Origin of the sequence: Actinacidiphila cocklensis (genome assembly GCF_907177275.1) — a bacterium.
GTDB classification, from domain to species: Bacteria; Actinomycetota; Actinomycetes; order Streptomycetales; family Streptomycetaceae; genus Actinacidiphila; species Actinacidiphila cocklensis.
The window spans coordinates 1-17,263 of the sequence record NZ_CAJSLV010000115.1; the positions used below are offsets into that span (position 1 = coordinate 1).

The following is a 17,263-nucleotide window of genomic DNA, read 5'->3' on the forward strand; positions in this document are numbered from 1 at the left end:
CCCGGAGCACGGCCGCCGCGACGGCCGCGGCGCCGAGCAGCACGCAGCCGGCCACCGCGAAGCCCACCCCGTAGCCGTGCACGAGCGCCGCCGCCGGATCGGCCCCCGCACGCGCCAGCCGGTGCCGGGTGGCGGTGGCCGCGACGGTGCCGAGCACCGCGAGCCCGAGGGCTCCGCCGACCTGCTGCGCGGTGTTCAGCAGCGCGGAGGCCACCCCGCTCTCCTCGCCCCTGACCCCGGCGACCGCGGTCAGTGCGAGCGGTACGAAGCACAGCCCCATCCCGCAGCCGCCGATCAGCAGCGGGCCGAAGACGTCGGCGCCGTACGTGCTGTGCGCGTCGATCCGCGACAGCCACAGCATCCCGCCGGCCGACACCAGCGTGCCCGCGGTCAGCAGCAGCCGCGGCCCGACCCTGGCCACCAGGGCGCTGCTCGCGGTCGCGCAGAGAGCCGCGCCGACGGCGAAGGCCAGGAAGGAGAAGCCGGTCCGCAGCGGGCTGAAGTGCAGCACGAGCTGGAGGAAGAGGGTGAGGAAGTAGAACAGCACGATCAGCGAGGAGCCCACCGCGAGCATGATGGCGAAGGCACCCGACCGGTTGCGGTCGGCGAGGATCCGCAGCGGCATCAGCGGGGTGCGCGAGCGCGCCTCGATCGCGAGGAAGGCCGCGAGCAGCACCGCACCGGCCGCCAGCGGCACGGCGGTGGCCGCGCTGCCCCACGCGTGCGAGGCCGCGTTGATCAGCCCGTAGACCACCAGCGACATGCCGCCCGTCGCGGCCAGCGCGCCTGGCAGGTCCAGGCGCCCTGCGGCAGGCCGGGACTCGCGGAAGGCGGCGGGTGCGGCGGCCAGCACGAAGGCGCCGATCGGCACGTTGACGAACAGCACCCAGCGCCAGCTCAGTTCGTCGGTGAAGACGCCGCCGAGCACGTTGCCCAGCGCGCCCCTGACGCCGGAGACGGCACCGTAGACCCCCATCGCCCGGTTGCGCTCGGCCCCCTCCTCGAAGGTGGCGGTCAGCAGCGCGAGCGCGGCCGGCGCGATGAGCGCGCCCGCGACGCCCTGCGCGGCCCTGGCGCCCAGCAGCCACGCCTGGCCGGTGGCCAGGCCGCCGAGCAGCGAGGCGGCGGTGAGCAGGGCGGCGCCGGCCATGAAGGTCCTGCGGCGCCCGTAGCGGTCCGCGATCCGCCCGCCGAGCAGCAGCAGGCCGCCGAAGGCCAGCGCGTAGGCGTTGACCACCCACTCCAGTCCGGCGGGGGAGAAGTCCAGCGCGTGCTGGATGGACGGCAGCGCCACGTTCACGACCGAGACGTCGAGGACGACCATCATCTGCGCCAGCGCGATCAGCGTCAGCGCCAGTCCCTTGCGGGACGCGGGCCGCCCCGCGGCGGCCCGCACGGACGGCGGGCGGGTGTCGGTCATGGGAGGGCTCCTGTCCGGTGGTCCCGAAAGTGTGGGGCATGATGCACCACATCTATGGAACAGAATGCCCCGAAGAATGGTCCGGGGCAAGCTGCCCCACAAGCCCGGGCGCACGCGGAGACGCCGGAACGGCGGCGGTCCGTGGACCGCCGCCGTTCCGGCGTGGGGGACAGGCGGGGTCAGCCGCCGGCGGCGACGGCCTCCAGGGCGGCCGTCAGCCGCGGGGCGGTGAAGTCCCGCACCCAGGCCAGGTGTTCGCCCGAGTCGCCACGCGGGACGACCTCGGCCAGCATGATCAGGTACAGGTAGCTGCGGTAGAGCGCCAGCCGCACCCGGGCCGCCGCGTCGAACTGCGTACGCCCGCCCTCCGCGCCGTAACCGGCCAGGAACGCCGGATCGGTCTCGGCGTCAGCGTCCATCAGCGACAGCGACGCGAAGTCCGCCAGCGGGTCGCCCCAGAACATCCGCTCGCCGTCGATGAGCGCACCGACCCTGCGCGCCCCGGGCGCACCCTCCAGCAGGACGTTGCCCGGCCACAGGTCGAAGTGCACCAGCGCGGGCTCTGCCACCTCGGCCAGCGCCTCCGCCCCGCCCGCGAGCACGGACCGTATCGCGCCCGCCGGCCGCGGCAGCCACGCCCCGTAGGCCTCGGCGTCGTCCAGCACCGCACCGGTCATCGCCTCGAAAGCGGGCGCCCAGCGGTCGGCCAGCGGGGCCACCCGCTGCGCCGGGTAGCCGTAGCCCGGCCCCCGCACGCTGTGCAGCCGCCCCACCAGGGCGCCCAACTCCTCCCGCAACCACGCGCGTTCACCCGCCACCAGCGACTCGGCGACCCCGGACCACGGCACCCCGGGCACGTGCGTCATCACCAGGAAGGGCGACGCGGCAGCGTCCTCGGCCCACTCGTTGTGCACCACCCGCGGCGCCGGCACCCCCACCGCGGCGGCGGACTCGTAGAACAGCGCCTCGCCGCACAGCAGTTCCGCCTCGTACCGCAGCCGAGGGTTGCCGGCCGGCGGCGGCACCTTCAGCACCAGCCGCCCACCGTCGGCCAGTTCGAGGCTGTGCAGGGCGTTGTACGTCCCGCCGGCCAGCGGCGTCCGTGCGACGACCCGCCCCGCGTCGACACCCGCCCGCGCCAGCAGCCCGTCCACCGTCCCGTCGCCCACCGTGTGCACCGCCATCGGCCCTCCCCTTCGTCCGGGGGGCACCCTACGCCGTGAGCACGCCCCAGCAGAGCGCGCCCACCGCGGCCGCCGCGTACACCCACGCCCCGGCCAGCACCGCCCGCCGCTGCCTGGCCGCCGGCCACCCCGTGCGGGAAACCGCCCAGGCCAGCGCGGGGAGCACCAGCACCGCGTGCAGCGTCACCCCGTGCAGCGGCTTGAGCATCCCCGTCGAGTGGTACGCCGCCTGCTGGTGGCCGGTCCTGGTCTCGGCCACCCCGCGGGCGATCATCGCCGCCCCCGACAGCAGGCCGACCGCCAGCGACGCGAACCCCGCCCGCAGCGCCACCGGCATCCCCGCGGGACCGGAGGGCGCGGACCGGAAGGCGGCCACCGCGAAGGTCCCGAGCACCACCACCAGCAGCGCGCCGCCCGCCGCGAGCGACATCGCCACCGCGGTGTCCGCGGGCGTCTCCATGTCGAAGTGCGACGGCACCCCGCGCCACGCCTGCACGGTGATCCCCGCGACCTCCAGGACGCAGTCCGCGCTGAACAGCGCCAGCAGCACCGCCCGGGTACGCGCGGCCATCCGCACGTACGACGTCACCCAGGCGACCGCGATCAGCGTCAGCCCGAACGACACCCCGAAAGTGAACGGCTTGCGCCAGGACACCGGCCCGTCCCACGGCCCGCCGTCCACGAAGAAGACCACCAGGTGGACCAGCCCCGACCCGACGAGCCCGGCACCGACCGCGCAGGCCAGCCGCTCGACGGGCCGCGCCGCGCGGACGGCCCCGGTGACGGCGGCGGCCGCCGTGGTGGTCGCGGACATGACCGGCTCCCGACTCTCGTCACCCGGGCGCCGTACCCGGGCGGAACGCGCCCACGCTAGGACCCGGCCGCCCGCCGCCGCGTCGTCGTGGGGGAGGCCGCACGGCTGCTCCCGGCGCAGTACGTACGCCCGCGAGGGTGCCGCCGCTGCGGCGGGCGGGTGTTTCCAGCGCCGCGGGGGATTGGTCCGCGCACCGGTCGGACAGACAGATCACCGGAAGATCCGGACAGCGCGGAGGGACCGGGATGAGCCAGCAGACCACCGAGCCGCTGCCGGACGACCAGGCCGCGGGAACCGGCGCCACGGGCGGCACCGCCCGCCGCCGTCGCCGCCTGCTGCCGTGGAAGCACCGGCGCGACCTCGACCCCGCGCAGTTGCGCCGCCGCAAGCTCCTCACCCGCGGCCTCACCGGGGTCTGCGTGGTCTGCGCCGGCACCCTCGCCTGGTCCGTCGGCCAGGCGCTGACCTACCCGGGCAAGGACAGCACCACCGCCCGCCTCGCCGAATGGGCGCGCGACCACGAACTCGGCTTCGTGGTCGACAAGCTGGAGGACGTCCAGTACTCGATGGACCCGCCGAAGGTCGGCGGCACCCTGCCCGCCGACGCGCTGGCCCGGATGAAGGCCACCCAGGGCGCCGTCCCCACCCCGGCGCACGTCGCCGCCCAGCTCCTCGTCCCGCTGCACGACCCGATGCGGCCGCTGGTCGGCCCGGCGCTCCCCGGCGAGGGCGTCTACCGCACGCTGGCCGCCGCCCACGGCCAGCCGATCGTCCAGGGCACGTACGTACGCCCCGACGGCGCGCACACCTCCTACGAGGCCGCTGTCGCCTGGATCAGCGGCAAGTACTCCCGCTTCCAGCTGCACCCCGGCTTCCGGGAGCCCGGCGGCACCTTCGACGTGCCGCCGACCATCCCCGAGGGCATGCGCACCGGCCTGGTCGCCACCTGGAACGGCGGCTTCCGCATCACCGACGGCGGCTCCCGCGGCGGCTTCTACCTCGACGGCAAGACCGCCGGCGAGCTGCGCGACGGCGCCGCCTCCGAGGTCTTCTACCGCGACGGCTCGTTCCGCATCGGCGTGTGGGGCCGCGACGTGCGCATGACGCCCGACGTCACCGGCGTCCGCCAGTGCCTGGAGCTGATGGTCGACGACGGCCGGGTCGTGCCCGACATCGGCAACGACTCCAAGTGGGGCGTCAGCGACCAGAGCCGGATGTTCGTGCCGCGCTCGGGTGTCGGCGTCACCGCGCAGGGCGACGTCGTCATGGTCGTCGGCCAGGCGCTGTCCGCGCAGACGCTGGCGCAGCTGATGCAGCGGGCCGGGGCGGTGCGGGCCATGCCGCTCGACATGAACCGGGCCTGGCCGTCCTTCATGTCCTACGACGGCACCCGCAACTCCGCGGACCCGACCCCCACGAACATCCTCGACTTCGAGGACCCGCCGGACCGCTACTACACCCAGGCGACCCGCGATTTCGTCGCGGTCTACGCCCGCTGAGCCCCTCCGGGGAGGTGGTGGGTGGTTGCCCTCGCGGTGGGCGGTCCGCTTTCCGCCGTCGGCGGGTTCCGCCCGTAGTTCCCCGCGCCCCCGGGGCGGGAGCCCTTGCGGTGGGCGGCCGCCTTGCCCGCCGTCCCGGCTCGGCTCGCAGTTCCCCGAGCCCCTTCAGATCCTGCCCCTTGCGGTGCCGTGCTTGCCTGCCGCGCCGTCGTGGCCGAGCGCGCAGTTCCGTCCCCAGAGCTTCGCCTGGGGGTACCCCCAGCGCCGCCTGAAAAACGGTTGCCCTCTGCGCAGAGGGCGAACCCCTGCCAGGGGCGAATGCCGGGCGTCGGAGGACGCAGGCCAAAAGGGGCGCGGGGAACTGCGCGACCAGCCACGACGCAGCCGCAGGCAAGCAACGCACCGCAAGGGGCAATCACCCCGGGCGCTGGGGGCGGAACTGCGCGCGGAACCACGACGTACCGAAGGGTGCGAGCTCACCGCAAGGGGCAATCACCCCGGGGCGCTGGGGTACCCCCAGGCGAGGCTCTGGGGGCGGAACTGCGTGAGGAGCCACGGACCGGGGGGAGGTCGGATGCTCAGCCCGGCCCGGCAGGGCGTACCGCCTCCGTGAAGGCGCGGACACGCGCATTCGCGCGGGACGCGCGCCACACCGGCCCCCACTCCAGCGGAGGAGTGTCGTGGAAGGGCACGAACGCCACGTCCGCCCGCGCGTGGAAGCGCGCCGCGTGCGCCCCGACGGGGAAGACCCCGAGACCCGCCCCCACCAGGGTCAGGATCTCCTGGAAGGTCGCGGCCGTCCGCCCGAGCGGGATGGGCCGCCCGGCGGGCGTGACCCGTGGGGAGTCCGGCTCGCGCCAGTGGTCCGGCAGCGAGCACGGTGCCCGCAGCAGCTCCGTGTGGGCCAGGTCCTCCACCGACACCGCCGTGCGCCGCGCGAAGTGGTGGTCCGCGGGCACCGCGAGCAGCCGCGGCTCCGACAGCAGCACGGGACCGTTCGCCAGGTCGGGACCCGACAGCGGCAGGCAGGCGATGAGCACGTCGAGCCGGTCGGACCGCAACCGGTCGAGCGCCTCGCCCATCTGCACCTCGTGCATCCGCACCTCGACCTCGGGGTGCCGGGCGGCGAACCGGTCGGTGGCCTGCACCAGCAGCTGCCCGGCCGCGGCACCGACGAAGCCGACCCGCAGCTCGCCCGTCACCCCGCGCCCGGCCGCCACCGCCGTGGCCAGCGCGGCCTCCAGCTGTTCGAAGGCCGGCCGCAGGTCGTCGTGCAGCCGCCGGCCGATCGGTGTGAGGGCGACGCTGCGGCTGGTGCGTTCGAACAGCGGGGCGCCGACCCGCCGCTCCAGCTTCCCGATCACCTGGCTGACCCGGGCCGTGGTGACCCGCAGCCGCACCGCGGTACGCCCGAAGTGCAGTTCCTCGGCGAGCACAAGGAACGCCTCGATCTCGTACCGCTCCACCGCAGGCCTCCCGTCGTACCGTGCACGTTAAATCGTACGTAACGACGGCTGAGCGGAACTCCGTTGACCCGGTGGCCCCCGCGCCCGCAGGGTGGCGGCATGCTCTCCGCCCACCCCCCGGCGGCGGTTGACACCACCGGCCGGGCTGCCTAGCGTCATATCCGTATGTGACCGAGATTCACATGGTCGAACGACAGGGGAGTGGGACCGTGGCAGAACAGCGTCGCGTCGTGGTGTCGGGCGGCGGCACCGGTATCGGCAGGGCCACCGCGGCGGCCTTCGCCGCCGACGGCGAGCACGTCACCCTCCTCGGCCGCCGCGAGGACGTCCTGCGCACCGCGGCAGAGGAACTGAACGACGCCCACGGCAAGGGCCTGGTCGACCACTTCGCCGCCGACCTCGCCGACCCCGCCCAGGTCCGCGCCGCGGCCGCGCACATCAGCGCGGACGGCCAGGTCGACGTCCTGGTCACCAACGCGGGCGGCAACGTCGCCTTCTCCACCGACGGCACCCTCGAAGGCATCGCCGACGGCTACCTGCGCAACTTCCACGCCAACGTCCTGACCGCGGTCCTGCTCACCGAGGCGCTGCTGCCGCACATCAGCAGGCCCGGCGGCCGTATCGTCCACATGTCCTCCATCGCCGCCCAGCGCGGCCCCGGCTCCTACGGCGGCGCCAAGGCCGCCGTGCACGCCTACACCTTCGAGCTGGCCCAGCGGGTCGGCGCCGACGGCATCACCGTCAACGCGGTGGCGCCCGGCTTCGTCGGCGACACCGAGTTCTTCGGCGACCGCGCCACCCCCGACTTCGTCGCCTCCCGGGTCGCCCAGTCCCTCACCGGGCAGCCAGGCCGCCCCTCCGAGATCGCCGCCGCCGTGCAGTACCTGGCCGCGCCGGCCGCCGCGTACACCACGGCGCAGATCCTGCACGTCAACGGCGGCGCCGCACTGGGCCGCTGACACCCGCCGCCGCAGCCGGAAAACCACCGTGTGCCGCTGCCGCCCGCCGCGTTAGGCTCGAAGGCATGGCAGCAGCTGCACAGGAAGGGCACGCCGGGAGCGTGCGGGTCGACAGCTGGATCTGGTGCGTACGGCTCACCAAGACCCGGTCGCAGGCGGCCACCGCGTGCCGCGCCGGGCACGTCCGGGTCAACGGCGAGCGGGTCAAGCCCGCCCAGGCCGTCAAGCCCGGCGACGAGGTCCGGCTGCACCACGCCGGACGCGAGCGGATCGTCGTGGTGTCCAAGGTGCTGAACAAGAGGGTCGGCGCCGCCATCGCCGCCGACTGCTTCGTGGACAACAGCCCGCCCCCGCCGCCCCGCGAGGACGTCCTCGCCCTGGGCCTGCGCGACCGCGGCACCGGACGCCCCACCAAGCGCGACCGGCGCGAGCTGGAAAGGCTGCGGCTGCACGGCTCCGCCCGCCCCGGCAGCGGAGCCTGAACCATGGCCGCCGTCACCGCCGACGCACCGGAAGCCGTCTTCGAGCAGTACCGCCCGCTGCTGCTCGGCCTCGGCTACCGGCTGCTCGGCAGCATGTGGGACGCCGAGGACATCGTCCAGGAGGCGTATCTGCGCTGGACGCGTACCGACCGCGACCAGGTCCGCGAACCGCGCGCGTTCCTGGTCACCGTCGTCTCCCGGCTCGCCCTCGACCAGCTCCGCTCCGCCCGCGCCACCCGCGAGGCCTACGTCGGCCCCTGGCTGCCGGAGCCCGTCGACGCCGCGGAACTGGGACCGCTGGACACCGCGGAACTGCGCGACACCCTCTCGTACGCCACCCTGCACCTGATGGAGCAGCTCACCCCGCCCGAGCGGGCCGCGTTCGTGCTCCGCGAGGCCTTCGAGATGCCCTACGACGCCATCGCCGGCATCGTCGGCGGCACCGCGGCCAACAGCCGCCAGCTCCACCACCGCGCCGCCACCCGGCTCGCCGCCGCCCGCGACGACCGCTTCCGGCCCAGCGGCGAGGACCACGCCGATCTGCTCACCCGTTTCCTCGACGCCGCACGCGGCGGCGACCTCGACGCGCTGACCGGCCTGTTCAGCCAGGACGTCGTCGCCTGGAACGACGGCGGCGGCCGCGCCCGCGCCGCCCTGCACCCCATCACCGGCCGCGACCGGGTCATCGCCTTCGTCGTCGGACTGGCCCGCCGCTACCCCATCGACCACATGCGGCTCACCGAGGCCAACGGCCAGCCCGCCCTGTGGCTGTCCGTCGACGGCAACGACCAGCTCGCCCTGCTCGACATCAAGGACGGCGTCATCCACGAGGTCTTCGCCGTCCTCAACCCCGACAAGCTCACCCGCCTCGCCGGCCGCGACCGGCCCGGGAGAGCTGCGGACCCCCCACGACACCACACCCCTGACGATCAGTAGGGGCTTGGCCGCCCCCCGCCCGTCTGGGAGAATGGCCGACGTGCTGCCACCGACACCTCGACGTGCGGAGTCGCCATGACCGGCCCTGACGGGGCACATCTGCTCGCGATCAGCGACCTGCACGTCGGGTACCCGGCCAACCGGGAGATCGTCGAAGCGCTCAGACCCGAGCACGACGACGACTGGCTGCTCGTCGCCGGCGACGTCGCCGAGCGCACCACCGACATCACCTGGGCGCTGAGCACCCTCAAGCAGCACTTCTCCACCGTCATCTGGCTGCCCGGCAACCACGAGCTGTGGACGCCTCCGGACGACCCGGTCCAGCTCCGCGGCGACGCACGCTACCGCCACCTCGTCGACGACGTCCGCCGCCTCGGCGTGATCACCCCCGAGGACCCGTACCCGCTGTGGGAAGGCCCGCGCGGACCCGTCGCCGTCGTCCCCATGTTCCTGCTCTACGACTACACCTGGCGCGACGGCACCCCCGGCGCCCGCACCAAGGACGAGGCGCTGGCCAAGGCCCGCGCGGCAGGCGTCGTCTGCACCGACGAGATGTTCCTGCACCCCGACCCGCTGCCCGGCCGCGACGACTGGTGCCGCGCCAGGGTCGCCGAGACCGCCCGCCGGCTCGACGCGCTCGACCCCGACCTGCCCACCGTGCTCGCCAACCACTGGCCGCTGCACCGCGAACCCACCGCCGTCCTGCACTACCCCGAGTTCGCCCTGTGGTGCGGCACCGAGCAGACCGAGCAGTGGCACACCCGCTACCGCGCCACCGAGGTCGTCTACGGCCACCTCCACATCCCGCGCGTCATCTGGCGCGACGGCGTCCGCTTCACCGAGGTCTCCCTCGGCTACCCCCGCGAATGGGGCAAGCGCCCCGCAGGCCCCGCGGGACCCCGGCGCATCCTGGCCGGCCGGCAGCAGGCGGCCCACCGGTGATCGAACACCTGCTGCCCCCCGGCGTGTTCTCCCGCGCCGCCTACGGCGACGAACTCGACCTGGCACCCCTGCACCCCGAGGAGAGCGCCGCCGTCGCCCGGGCCGTGGCCAAACGGCAGCGGGAGTACACCGCGGGCCGCGCCTGCGCGCGCGCCGCACTCGCCCGCCTCGGCGCCCCGCCGGGACCGCTCCTGCGCGACCCCCACCGAGGTGCCCCGCTCTGGCCGACCGGTGTCGTCGGCAGCATCACCCACTGCGACGGCTACCGGGCCGCGGCCGTCGCCCGCAGCACCGACATCCTCACCCTCGGCATCGACGCGGAACCCCACGACCGGCTCCCCGAAGGCGTCCTGGACGCCATCGTCGCCACCGACACGGAAAGGGCCGCGCTCGCATCGCTCACCCAGCGCGCACCCGCCGTCCACTGGGATCGGCTGCTCTTCAGCGCCAAGGAGACCGTCTACAAGGCGTGGTATCCCTTCCACCGCCGCATGCTCGGCTTCAACGAGGCCGAACTCCTCTTCACCGCGGACCCCGTCGACCCCGCCGTGCCGCCCGCCGACACGCCGGGCGGCACGGGCGCACACGAACGCGACACGCCCGGACACGTCACGCTCGGACACGTCACGCCCGACCGGGGAAGTTACACCGCCCGGGTGCTGATCCCGGGGCCACTGCTCGCCGAGGGCACCGGCCCCGACGTCTTCACCGGCCGCTGGATCGTCCGTGACGGCCTGCTGGTGACCGCCATCGCCGTCCCCGCCGCCCTGCCCGCCGGCTGACCCCGGTCACGGCCGCCCGACTCCCGGCGCCGGCGCCGCCACCGCCAGCAACTGCCCCGTACGCGGCCCGCCCCGTGCCTTGTCCACCCCGCCCCACTCGGTCGCCACCAGGAAGAGCGTCCTGCCGTCCGGGCCGCCCAGCGCGCACGCGAAGCAGCCCCGGTCCAGCTCCACCGCCGCGAGTACCTCACCGCCCTCCCGCACCCGCACGCACCGCCGGTTGGGCACATCCGCGTACCAGACCGCACCCTCGGCATCGAGGCAGATGCCGTCCGGGCAGCCGGTCCCCAGATCCGCCCACACCCTGCGGTTCGACAGCCCGCCGTCCGGCTCGACGTCGAACGCCGTGAGCCGGTTCGCGTACGACTCGGCGACGATCAGCGTCGCGTCGTCGGGCGTCACCAGCATGCCGTTGGGAAAGGCGATGCCGTCCGCGACCTGCCGCGCCCCGCCGTCCGCGGTGACCAGCGCGATCACCCCCGGCCTGAACTCCTCACCGGCCATCAGGTCGAAACCGGCGCCGTTGACGTAGACGCGGCCGCGGCCGTCCGCCGTGATCTCGTTCCAGCCGTGCGCCACCGCGGACAGATCCGCGTACGGCGCCAGCGAACCGTCCGCCGTCCGGCGCAGTACCCGGTCCTGCCCGGACGACACCACCAGCAGCCCGCCGCCGTCCGGCAGCCACGCGATGCACATCGGGAACGTCGGGAAGTCCGGCCGCAGCACCACCTCGGCCGCGCCGTCGCCGCCGACCGCGACCACCTCGCCCGCACCCCAGTCGGCGAACCACAACCGGTCGCCGTACCAGCGCGGCGACTCCCCGAAAGCGATGCCGTCCAGCAGGACGCGCGGCTTGTCCATGGCGGAAACTCCCTCACCCGGCCGACAGCCGGCCGTCACCGGGACAGACCGGCCCGGGCGGCGGAAATCATCGCTCCGCGCGAAGACGGGGGCAGGCCGTCGCTCCCGCCGCCGTCACCGCCGCACGCCGGCCACGGCTTCAGGCGGAATCCCGCTCCACCAGCGTCGTCTTGAAGATCACCGAACGGGTCTCCTGGGACGGGTCGTCGATCAGCGCCATCAGCAGCTTCGCCATCTCCGCCGCCATGTCCTCCACCGGCTGCCGGATGGTGGTCAGCAGCGGCCGGGACGCCAGCGCCGCACTGCTGTCGTCGAAACCGATCACCGCCACGTCCTCCGGCACCCGGCGCCCCTGGTCCCGCAGCACCAGCAACGCACCTTGCGCCATCAGGTCGTTGGCGACGAAGACCCCGTCGGTGTCGGGATAGCGCTCCAGCAGTTCGCGCATCGCCAGCTCACCGCCGACCTGCGTGAAACCGCCCTCCACGCTGGGCACGTACGCGTGCCCGTGCTCGGCCATCGCCTCGCGGAAGCCCGCCAGCCGGTCCTGCCCGGCCGGCGAGTCGAAGGGGCCGGCGATCGTGGTGATCCGCCGGCAGCCGCGGGCCAGCAGCCGCTCGGCGGCCAGCTTCGCCCCCGCCTGCTGCGCCACGTCCACGTAGCTGATCGGGATCGGCGTCGACGGCCGCGCGAACAGCACCGTCGGCAGGCCCGCCTCGGTCAGCAGGAACGGCAGCGAGTCGCCGGGCGCTATCGACACCAGCGCCACCCCGTCGATGTGCTCCTGGCGCAGGTTGGCCACCAGGGTGTGCCGCGCGTCCTCGGAGTCGGCGAGCATCAGCACCGGGTGGACCCCGCGCGGGCGCAGCACCGTCAGCAGGCCGCCGACAACCCGCCCGAAGAACGGGTCGCTGAAAACCTGGCCGAGGAAGGGGTCGTCGGCGGTGCGGTGGGCCGGTACCGAGAACACCAGGGCCACCGAGTCGGTGCGCCGGGTCACCAGGGTCCTGGCCGCCCGGTTGGGCACGTAACCGGTGGCCGCCACCGCCTCCTGGACGATCCGCTGGATCTCCGGGTCCACGTTCCGCGTCCCGTTGACCACCCGCGAGACCGTCGCCCGCGACACCCCGGCCGACCGGGCCACGTCTTCCAGGGTGGGCTGGCGTGGCCCCGCCGGACGGCTGCTCGTCATGCGTGCAGTTATACCATGGCCGGGAGAGCGCTCTCCGGGTCCCGGTGCAGGCCACAGCACGGATGGGGCGGGGTACGGCAGCCCCCCACAGGCCTGCCGCGCCCCGCCCCGGTCTCATCCGGGCCGGCCGGTCACGCGTAGACCCCGAACTCGTACAGCGAATCGCCGTACGCCGTCCCGCGCTGCCCGATCGTCACCCGCACGTACCGCCCGGAGCCGCTGACGTCGAGGGTGTCGACACCACCCGTCCCGGTCGTCGTCGAGTAGACGTTCGTCCATGTGCTGCCGTCGTTCGACAACTGCACCTGGTACGCCTTGCCGTAGGCCGCCTCCCACGCCAACTGCACGTGCTTGACCGCCGTGCCGGCCCCCAGGTCGACCTGGATCCACTGCGGATCGCTCCAGTCGCTCGCCCACCGGGTGCCCATGTTGCCGTCGGTGGCCATGCCCGGCGTGCACGGGCAGCCGCCGGTCGGGTCGCTCTGGTACGACGACGCCGTCGTCGGCTTGCCCAGCGCCACGTTCGTCCCCGGCACCTGCGGGGCGACCACCCGGAAGGACTTCGTCTCGATGCCGACGTTGCCGTGCCCGTCGAAGGCGTAGACGTAGACCTTCCACACCCCGAGCGTCTTCGGCGCGGTCGCCGTGAACTGCCCGTCCCCGGTCTGCGTGAAGTCCACCTGGTGCAGCCCGGTCCCGTTGTCCACGTACTTCGACGAGTACATCAACTGGTACCTGATCGGGTCGCCGTTCGGGTCGCTGGCCGTCGTCGACACGGCGAACTGGCCGCCCGCCGGAACCGATCCGCTGTTCGCGACCGTCATCGAGCTGATCACCGGCGGGGTGTTGGCCTGCGGCGTACCGCCGAAGTCCTTCGCCAGCGAGTAGTACGCCAGCCGCTTCCAGCCGCTGGGGCGCACGTTGAACCAGACGCCGCCGAAGTCGTTCTCGTCGCCGTAGTGGAACATCGTCGCCCCGAGCCCGACACCGGTGTGCCCGACGACGCAGTTCCACGCGGAGACGTAGGCGTCCCGCTTCTGCGCGTCGGTCGGCTCCGTCGGCACCCCGTTGGCGTCGTCGGGCACCTCCCACTCGCCGGCCTCACCGGACTCGGTCACGATGTACGGCTTGTTGTAGCCGCCGTTGATCCAGTCCTGCTTGACGTTGCAGACCGCGCCGTAGGAGTTGACCGCGTAGAGGTCGAGCGAGGGCGTGTACTGCTTGTAGTACGGCCACGCCCCGGTCCAGGCGTCCGTCGAGGTCACCGGGTGGTTCGGGTCGATCGCGTGGATCGCCTGCACCACCTGCTCCACGTACTGCGCGTACGCGATCCGCTGCTGCTCGATCGCCGCACCCGAGTAGTGGTCCTGGGTGGTCAGGAGCACCTCGTTGCCGACGTCCCACATCAGCACGCCCGGATGGTTCTTGTACGTGGTCACCCAGTTCTTGATGTCGTTGAGGGTGTTGGTCTTGTACGCCGTGTCGTTGACGTAGTCCGCGCCCTGGTTCAGCCAGAAGCCGTTGACGACCTTGAGCCCGTAGGCGGCGGCCGAGTCCAGCAGCGGCTTGCTGCTCGCGTCGGTGCCCCAGGTGCGCAGCGTGTTGACGCCCATCGACTTCAGGTCCCGCATGTGCGAGTCGGCCGTGGTGCTGGCAGGACCCCAGGTCACTCCCCGCACCTGGTACGGCTTCCCGTCCACCGTCAGCTGCCAGTTGCCCTGGCTGCCCGTGACGTGCACGTTGCTCGGCGCGGTCGGCACCGGCGGGTCGGTCAGCGGGGCCGGGGCGCTGCCGGTGGTCTGCGACACCGTCACCTTGTCGATGCTCAGAGCACCGCCGGAGGTGGTGTCGGCGGCCGGCGAGGTGCAGCCGCACACCGCGTTCGGGTACGAACCGCCGATGCGCAGGCTGAAGTCGACGTAGACCCCGTGGTGCACCGCCGCGTTCCAGGTGGACACCCCCACCTGCGACTCGCTGACCTGCCACACCTGGTTCCCGTCGAGATACCAGCGGATCTGCTCGTCGGAGGTGGTGCGGTCGATGATCTCCGAGTAGGTGTGGTAGCCGCTCTGGCACCCGGTGCAACTGGCCAGGCCGCTGGTGAGGCCGTTGTATTCAGAGCAGTTGCCGCCGGGCGCGGTCCCGCAGTGCAGGGTCGCCGACAGCTGGTTGCGGCCGTTGACGTCCTCCATGATGTCGCTCTCCCCGACGGCCGGCCAGGACGCCAGGTTGCCTCGGTAGTCGGCGCCCATCGCCCGGAAGGACGCCCAGTAGCCGAGCGCCTTGGCGACGGAGGGCTGCTTGAGGGTCGCGGAGATCTGCAGCCGGCCGCCGGCCGGCGCGGTGAAGTCGGTGCGCTTGGTCTCGATCCGGCCTGACGTCCACGACGTACCCGACTTCAGCGCCGTCAGGTTGAGGTGGCCGCCGCCGTCGAGGCCCACGTTGGCGGGCGAGTTGGTGGCCGTCTCGACCTCGCCGGTGCCCCAGTTGGCGGGGCCGCCGGGGTAGGCGGTGCCGGTGTCGGTGATCCAGTTGCCCGCGTCGGGGGAGGTGCCGGCGGCGCCGTTGAAGTCGTCGCTCCACAGGGTCGTCCAGTCGCCGGGCGGCGGGGTGCCGGTGCTGCCGCCGTCGCCACCTCCGGTGGTGCCGCCCGTGCCGCCGGTCCCCGCGGTGCCGTAGACCTGGAACTCCCACAGCGAGTAGCCGTAGCCGTTGCTGCGGGCGGTGCCGTACATCCGCACGTAGCGGCCGGTGCCGCTGACGGTCAGCGTCTCGGTGCCCGCGGCCCCGGTCGTCGTGGAGTACACCGACGTCCACTGCGAGGCGTCGTTCGACACCTGGATCTGGTAGGCCGAGGGGTGGTTCTCCCAGTTCAGCACCACCTGGCTGATCGTGGCGGTGGCGCCGAGGTCGACCTGCAGCCACTGCGGGTCGGCCCAGGCGCTGGCCCAGCGGGTGGTGGTGCTGCCGTCCACGGCGGCGGAGGCGGGGTAGCCGGCGCCCTCGGTGGAGGAGGCGGTCGCGGGCCGGCCCTGGGAGAGCAGGGTGTCCGCGGCGTGTGCGGGGGTGTTGGGGACGGCCAGCGCGTACAGCGCCAGGCCGACGGCCAGCAGCAGGAGGAAGGCGGCGCGCAGCGAGGGAGGAAGGGCTCCCGTTCGCAGGCGTGCCGAGGGTGACGCTCTCATGGCGTACTCCAGCGGTGGGGGTTGGGAGGGGGAGAGCGGAGGGAGCGGCTCCCGGGTGCGGCGTCAGCGGCTGGGGGGAGGGTGTCAGAAGCATGGGAGAGCGCTCTCTCAGTGGCCCTGATGGTTGCCGCTGGGTTTCCGGGGTGTCAAGAGATCGGACGCGAACGGTCCTCGCCTGAGGGTGTCCCGTAGTCCGCGGTGGACCAGCGGGCGGCGTCAGATGCGGTGCATCGCAAGGCGAAGGGTCGCCCTCATACCGGGTCGTATTCGGGCGAGCCCGACAATGCAGCGAGGTGCCGTAGCTGTCGTCGCGCGCCCGCCGGGGATTGCGGGGCAGCCCTTAGCGGTCCGGTTGGCCGTGATGTGACGGAATGCGCCGCCCGTCGGGTCGCTTTTCCGGCGATCCGGGACGGACGGGGCTTGACATGCGGACTACCGGCAGGCGAATGTACCCAGTGGGAGAGCGCTCTCCCAGTTGTTGTCCCCGTCCTTCCGCGACGCTCGTCACCAGCCTGCCGCTCACCGCGGCCTCCCTGCCGATGGGCCGTCACGCAGCGGGCGGCGCCACGCAGGAGGCCATGAAGGGATGACCATGATCACCCCCGGGTCCGTGTCCGCCCCGCAGCCCGCCGCCGCGCCCCCGATCGGCGACGCGCAGATCGACGCCCTCGTCGCCCGGCTCGACCTGCCCGCCAGGATACGGCTGCTGTCCGGCGCGGGCACCTTCCGCACGCAACCGGAACCCGCGGTCGGCCTGCGGGAGATGGGCGTGTCCGACGGGCCGGCCGGCGTACGCGGCGAGAGGTGGGACGAGCGCGACACCGCACTCGTGCTGCCCTCCGCGACCGCGCTGGCCGCGGCCTGGGACGACGACCTGGTCACCGGACTCGGCGGGCTGCTCGCCGCGGAGGCCCGCCGCAAGGGCATCCACGTCCTGCTCGCCCCCACCCTCAACCTGCACCGCACCCCCGCCGCGGGACGGCACTTCGAGTGCTACGCGGAGGACCCGCTGCTCACCGGGCGCACCGCGGCCGCCTACATCCGCGGCGTCCAGGCCGGCGGCGTCGCCGCCACTGCCAAGCACTACGTCGCCAACGACTCCGAGACCGACCGGCTCACCCTCGACGCCCAAGTCGACGAACGCACCCTGCACGAGGTCTACCTGGCGCCCTTCGAGGCCGCGGTGCGGGCCGGGGTGTGGGTGGTGATGTCCGCCTACAACCGGGTCAACGGCGTCACCATGTCCGAAAGTCCGCTGCTGGCCGAGCCGTTGAAGGGCTCCTGGGGCTTCGACGGTGTGGTGGTCTCCGACTGGGGCGCCATCCGCAGCACCGAGGGCGCCGCGCTCGCGCCGCAGGACCTGGCGATGCCCGGGCCGCACCCGCTGTGGGGCGAAGCGCTGCTCGCCGCGGTGCGCGAGGGCCGGGTGCCGCGCTCCGCGATCGACGCGAAGGTGCGGCGCCTGCTGCGGCTGGCCGCGCGGGTCGGCGCGCTCGACGGCTTCCCGCCACCCCCGCCCGCGCCCGCGCCCGCCGACGCGC

The 17,263-nt window shown here is 73.7% G+C and carries 14 protein-coding genes; 7 read left to right on the forward strand and 7 right to left on the reverse strand.

The features are described 5' to 3' along the window. From NFU81_RS38755 to NFU81_RS38765, 3 genes are all read right to left on the reverse strand, one after another. On the reverse strand, positions 1–1,420 hold a 1,420-nt coding region (locus tag NFU81_RS38755; protein ID WP_251501423.1), incomplete at its 3' end, for an MFS transporter. Between the two features lie 179 nt (positions 1,421–1,599). Beyond that, entirely contained in the window at positions 1,600–2,604 is a 1,005-nt protein-coding gene (locus tag NFU81_RS38760; RefSeq protein ID WP_251501425.1) for a phosphotransferase family protein, read from the reverse strand. A gap of 28 nt (positions 2,605–2,632) precedes the next feature. Continuing rightward, the gene (locus tag NFU81_RS38765) at positions 2,633–3,418 is read right to left on the reverse strand and encodes a hypothetical protein (protein WP_251501428.1); all 786 of its coding nucleotides are present in this window, start codon (positions 3,416–3,418) and stop codon (positions 2,633–2,635) included. A gap of 245 nt (positions 3,419–3,663) precedes the next feature. Between NFU81_RS38765 and NFU81_RS38770 the strand changes: the two genes are divergently transcribed. After that, positions 3,664–4,917 (forward strand): phosphodiester glycosidase family protein, encoded by a 1,254-nt coding sequence (locus NFU81_RS38770; protein WP_251501431.1) that lies wholly within the window; start codon positions 3,664–3,666, stop codon positions 4,915–4,917. A 578-nt stretch (positions 4,918–5,495) separates the two neighbouring features. Here NFU81_RS38770 and NFU81_RS38775 read toward each other — a convergent pair. Next, on the reverse strand, positions 5,496–6,383 hold the full coding sequence (locus NFU81_RS38775; RefSeq protein WP_251501434.1) for a LysR family transcriptional regulator: 888 nt from the start codon (positions 6,381–6,383) through the stop codon (positions 5,496–5,498). A gap of 209 nt (positions 6,384–6,592) precedes the next feature. Here NFU81_RS38775 and NFU81_RS38780 point away from each other — a divergent pair, with 209 nt between their 5' ends. The 5 genes from NFU81_RS38780 to NFU81_RS38800 all read left to right on the forward strand — a co-directional run bounded on the left by NFU81_RS38780 (position 6,593) and on the right by NFU81_RS38800 (position 10,484). Beyond that, positions 6,593–7,342, forward strand: a complete 750-nt coding sequence (locus NFU81_RS38780) for an SDR family NAD(P)-dependent oxidoreductase (RefSeq protein ID WP_251501436.1) — start codon at positions 6,593–6,595, stop codon at positions 7,340–7,342. Between the two features lie 65 nt (positions 7,343–7,407). Beyond that, entirely contained in the window at positions 7,408–7,824 is a 417-nt protein-coding gene (locus tag NFU81_RS38785; protein WP_251501439.1) for an RNA-binding S4 domain-containing protein, read from the forward strand. A 3-nt stretch (positions 7,825–7,827) separates the two neighbouring features. After that, positions 7,828–8,760, forward strand: coding sequence for an RNA polymerase sigma factor SigJ (sigJ, locus tag NFU81_RS38790; RefSeq protein WP_251501442.1), 933 nt, complete (start codon positions 7,828–7,830; stop codon positions 8,758–8,760). A 75-nt stretch (positions 8,761–8,835) separates the two neighbouring features. Then, positions 8,836–9,702, forward strand: a complete 867-nt coding sequence (locus tag NFU81_RS38795; protein WP_251501444.1) for a metallophosphoesterase family protein — start codon at positions 8,836–8,838, stop codon at positions 9,700–9,702. Further along, positions 9,699–10,484: a 4'-phosphopantetheinyl transferase family protein gene (locus NFU81_RS38800; protein ID WP_251501447.1), complete on the forward strand. Its 786-nt coding sequence runs from the start codon at positions 9,699–9,701 to the stop codon at positions 10,482–10,484. The genes NFU81_RS38795 and NFU81_RS38800 overlap by 4 nt, the downstream gene beginning before the upstream one ends. Positions 10,485–10,490: 6 nt before the next feature. On the opposite strand, the gene NFU81_RS38805 is transcribed toward NFU81_RS38800, so the two are convergent. From NFU81_RS38805 to NFU81_RS38815, 3 genes are all read right to left on the reverse strand, one after another. Continuing rightward, positions 10,491–11,345, reverse strand: coding sequence for an SMP-30/gluconolactonase/LRE family protein (locus NFU81_RS38805; protein WP_251501450.1), 855 nt, complete (start codon positions 11,343–11,345; stop codon positions 10,491–10,493). A gap of 139 nt (positions 11,346–11,484) precedes the next feature. Then, positions 11,485–12,537 carry a LacI family DNA-binding transcriptional regulator gene (locus NFU81_RS38810; RefSeq protein ID WP_251501452.1) on the reverse strand — a complete coding sequence of 351 codons (1,053 nt, stop codon included), beginning with the start codon at positions 12,535–12,537 and terminating at the stop codon, positions 11,485–11,487. A 131-nt stretch (positions 12,538–12,668) separates the two neighbouring features. After that, the gene (locus NFU81_RS38815; protein ID WP_251501456.1) at positions 12,669–15,722 is read right to left on the reverse strand and encodes a galactose-binding domain-containing protein; all 3,054 of its coding nucleotides are present in this window, start codon (positions 15,720–15,722) and stop codon (positions 12,669–12,671) included. Positions 15,723–16,314: 592 nt separating this feature from the next. Between NFU81_RS38815 and NFU81_RS38820 the strand changes: the two genes are divergently transcribed. After that, positions 16,315–17,263 (forward strand): glycoside hydrolase family 3 protein (locus tag NFU81_RS38820; RefSeq protein WP_422665396.1); only part of this gene is annotated, 949 nt, incomplete at its 3' end.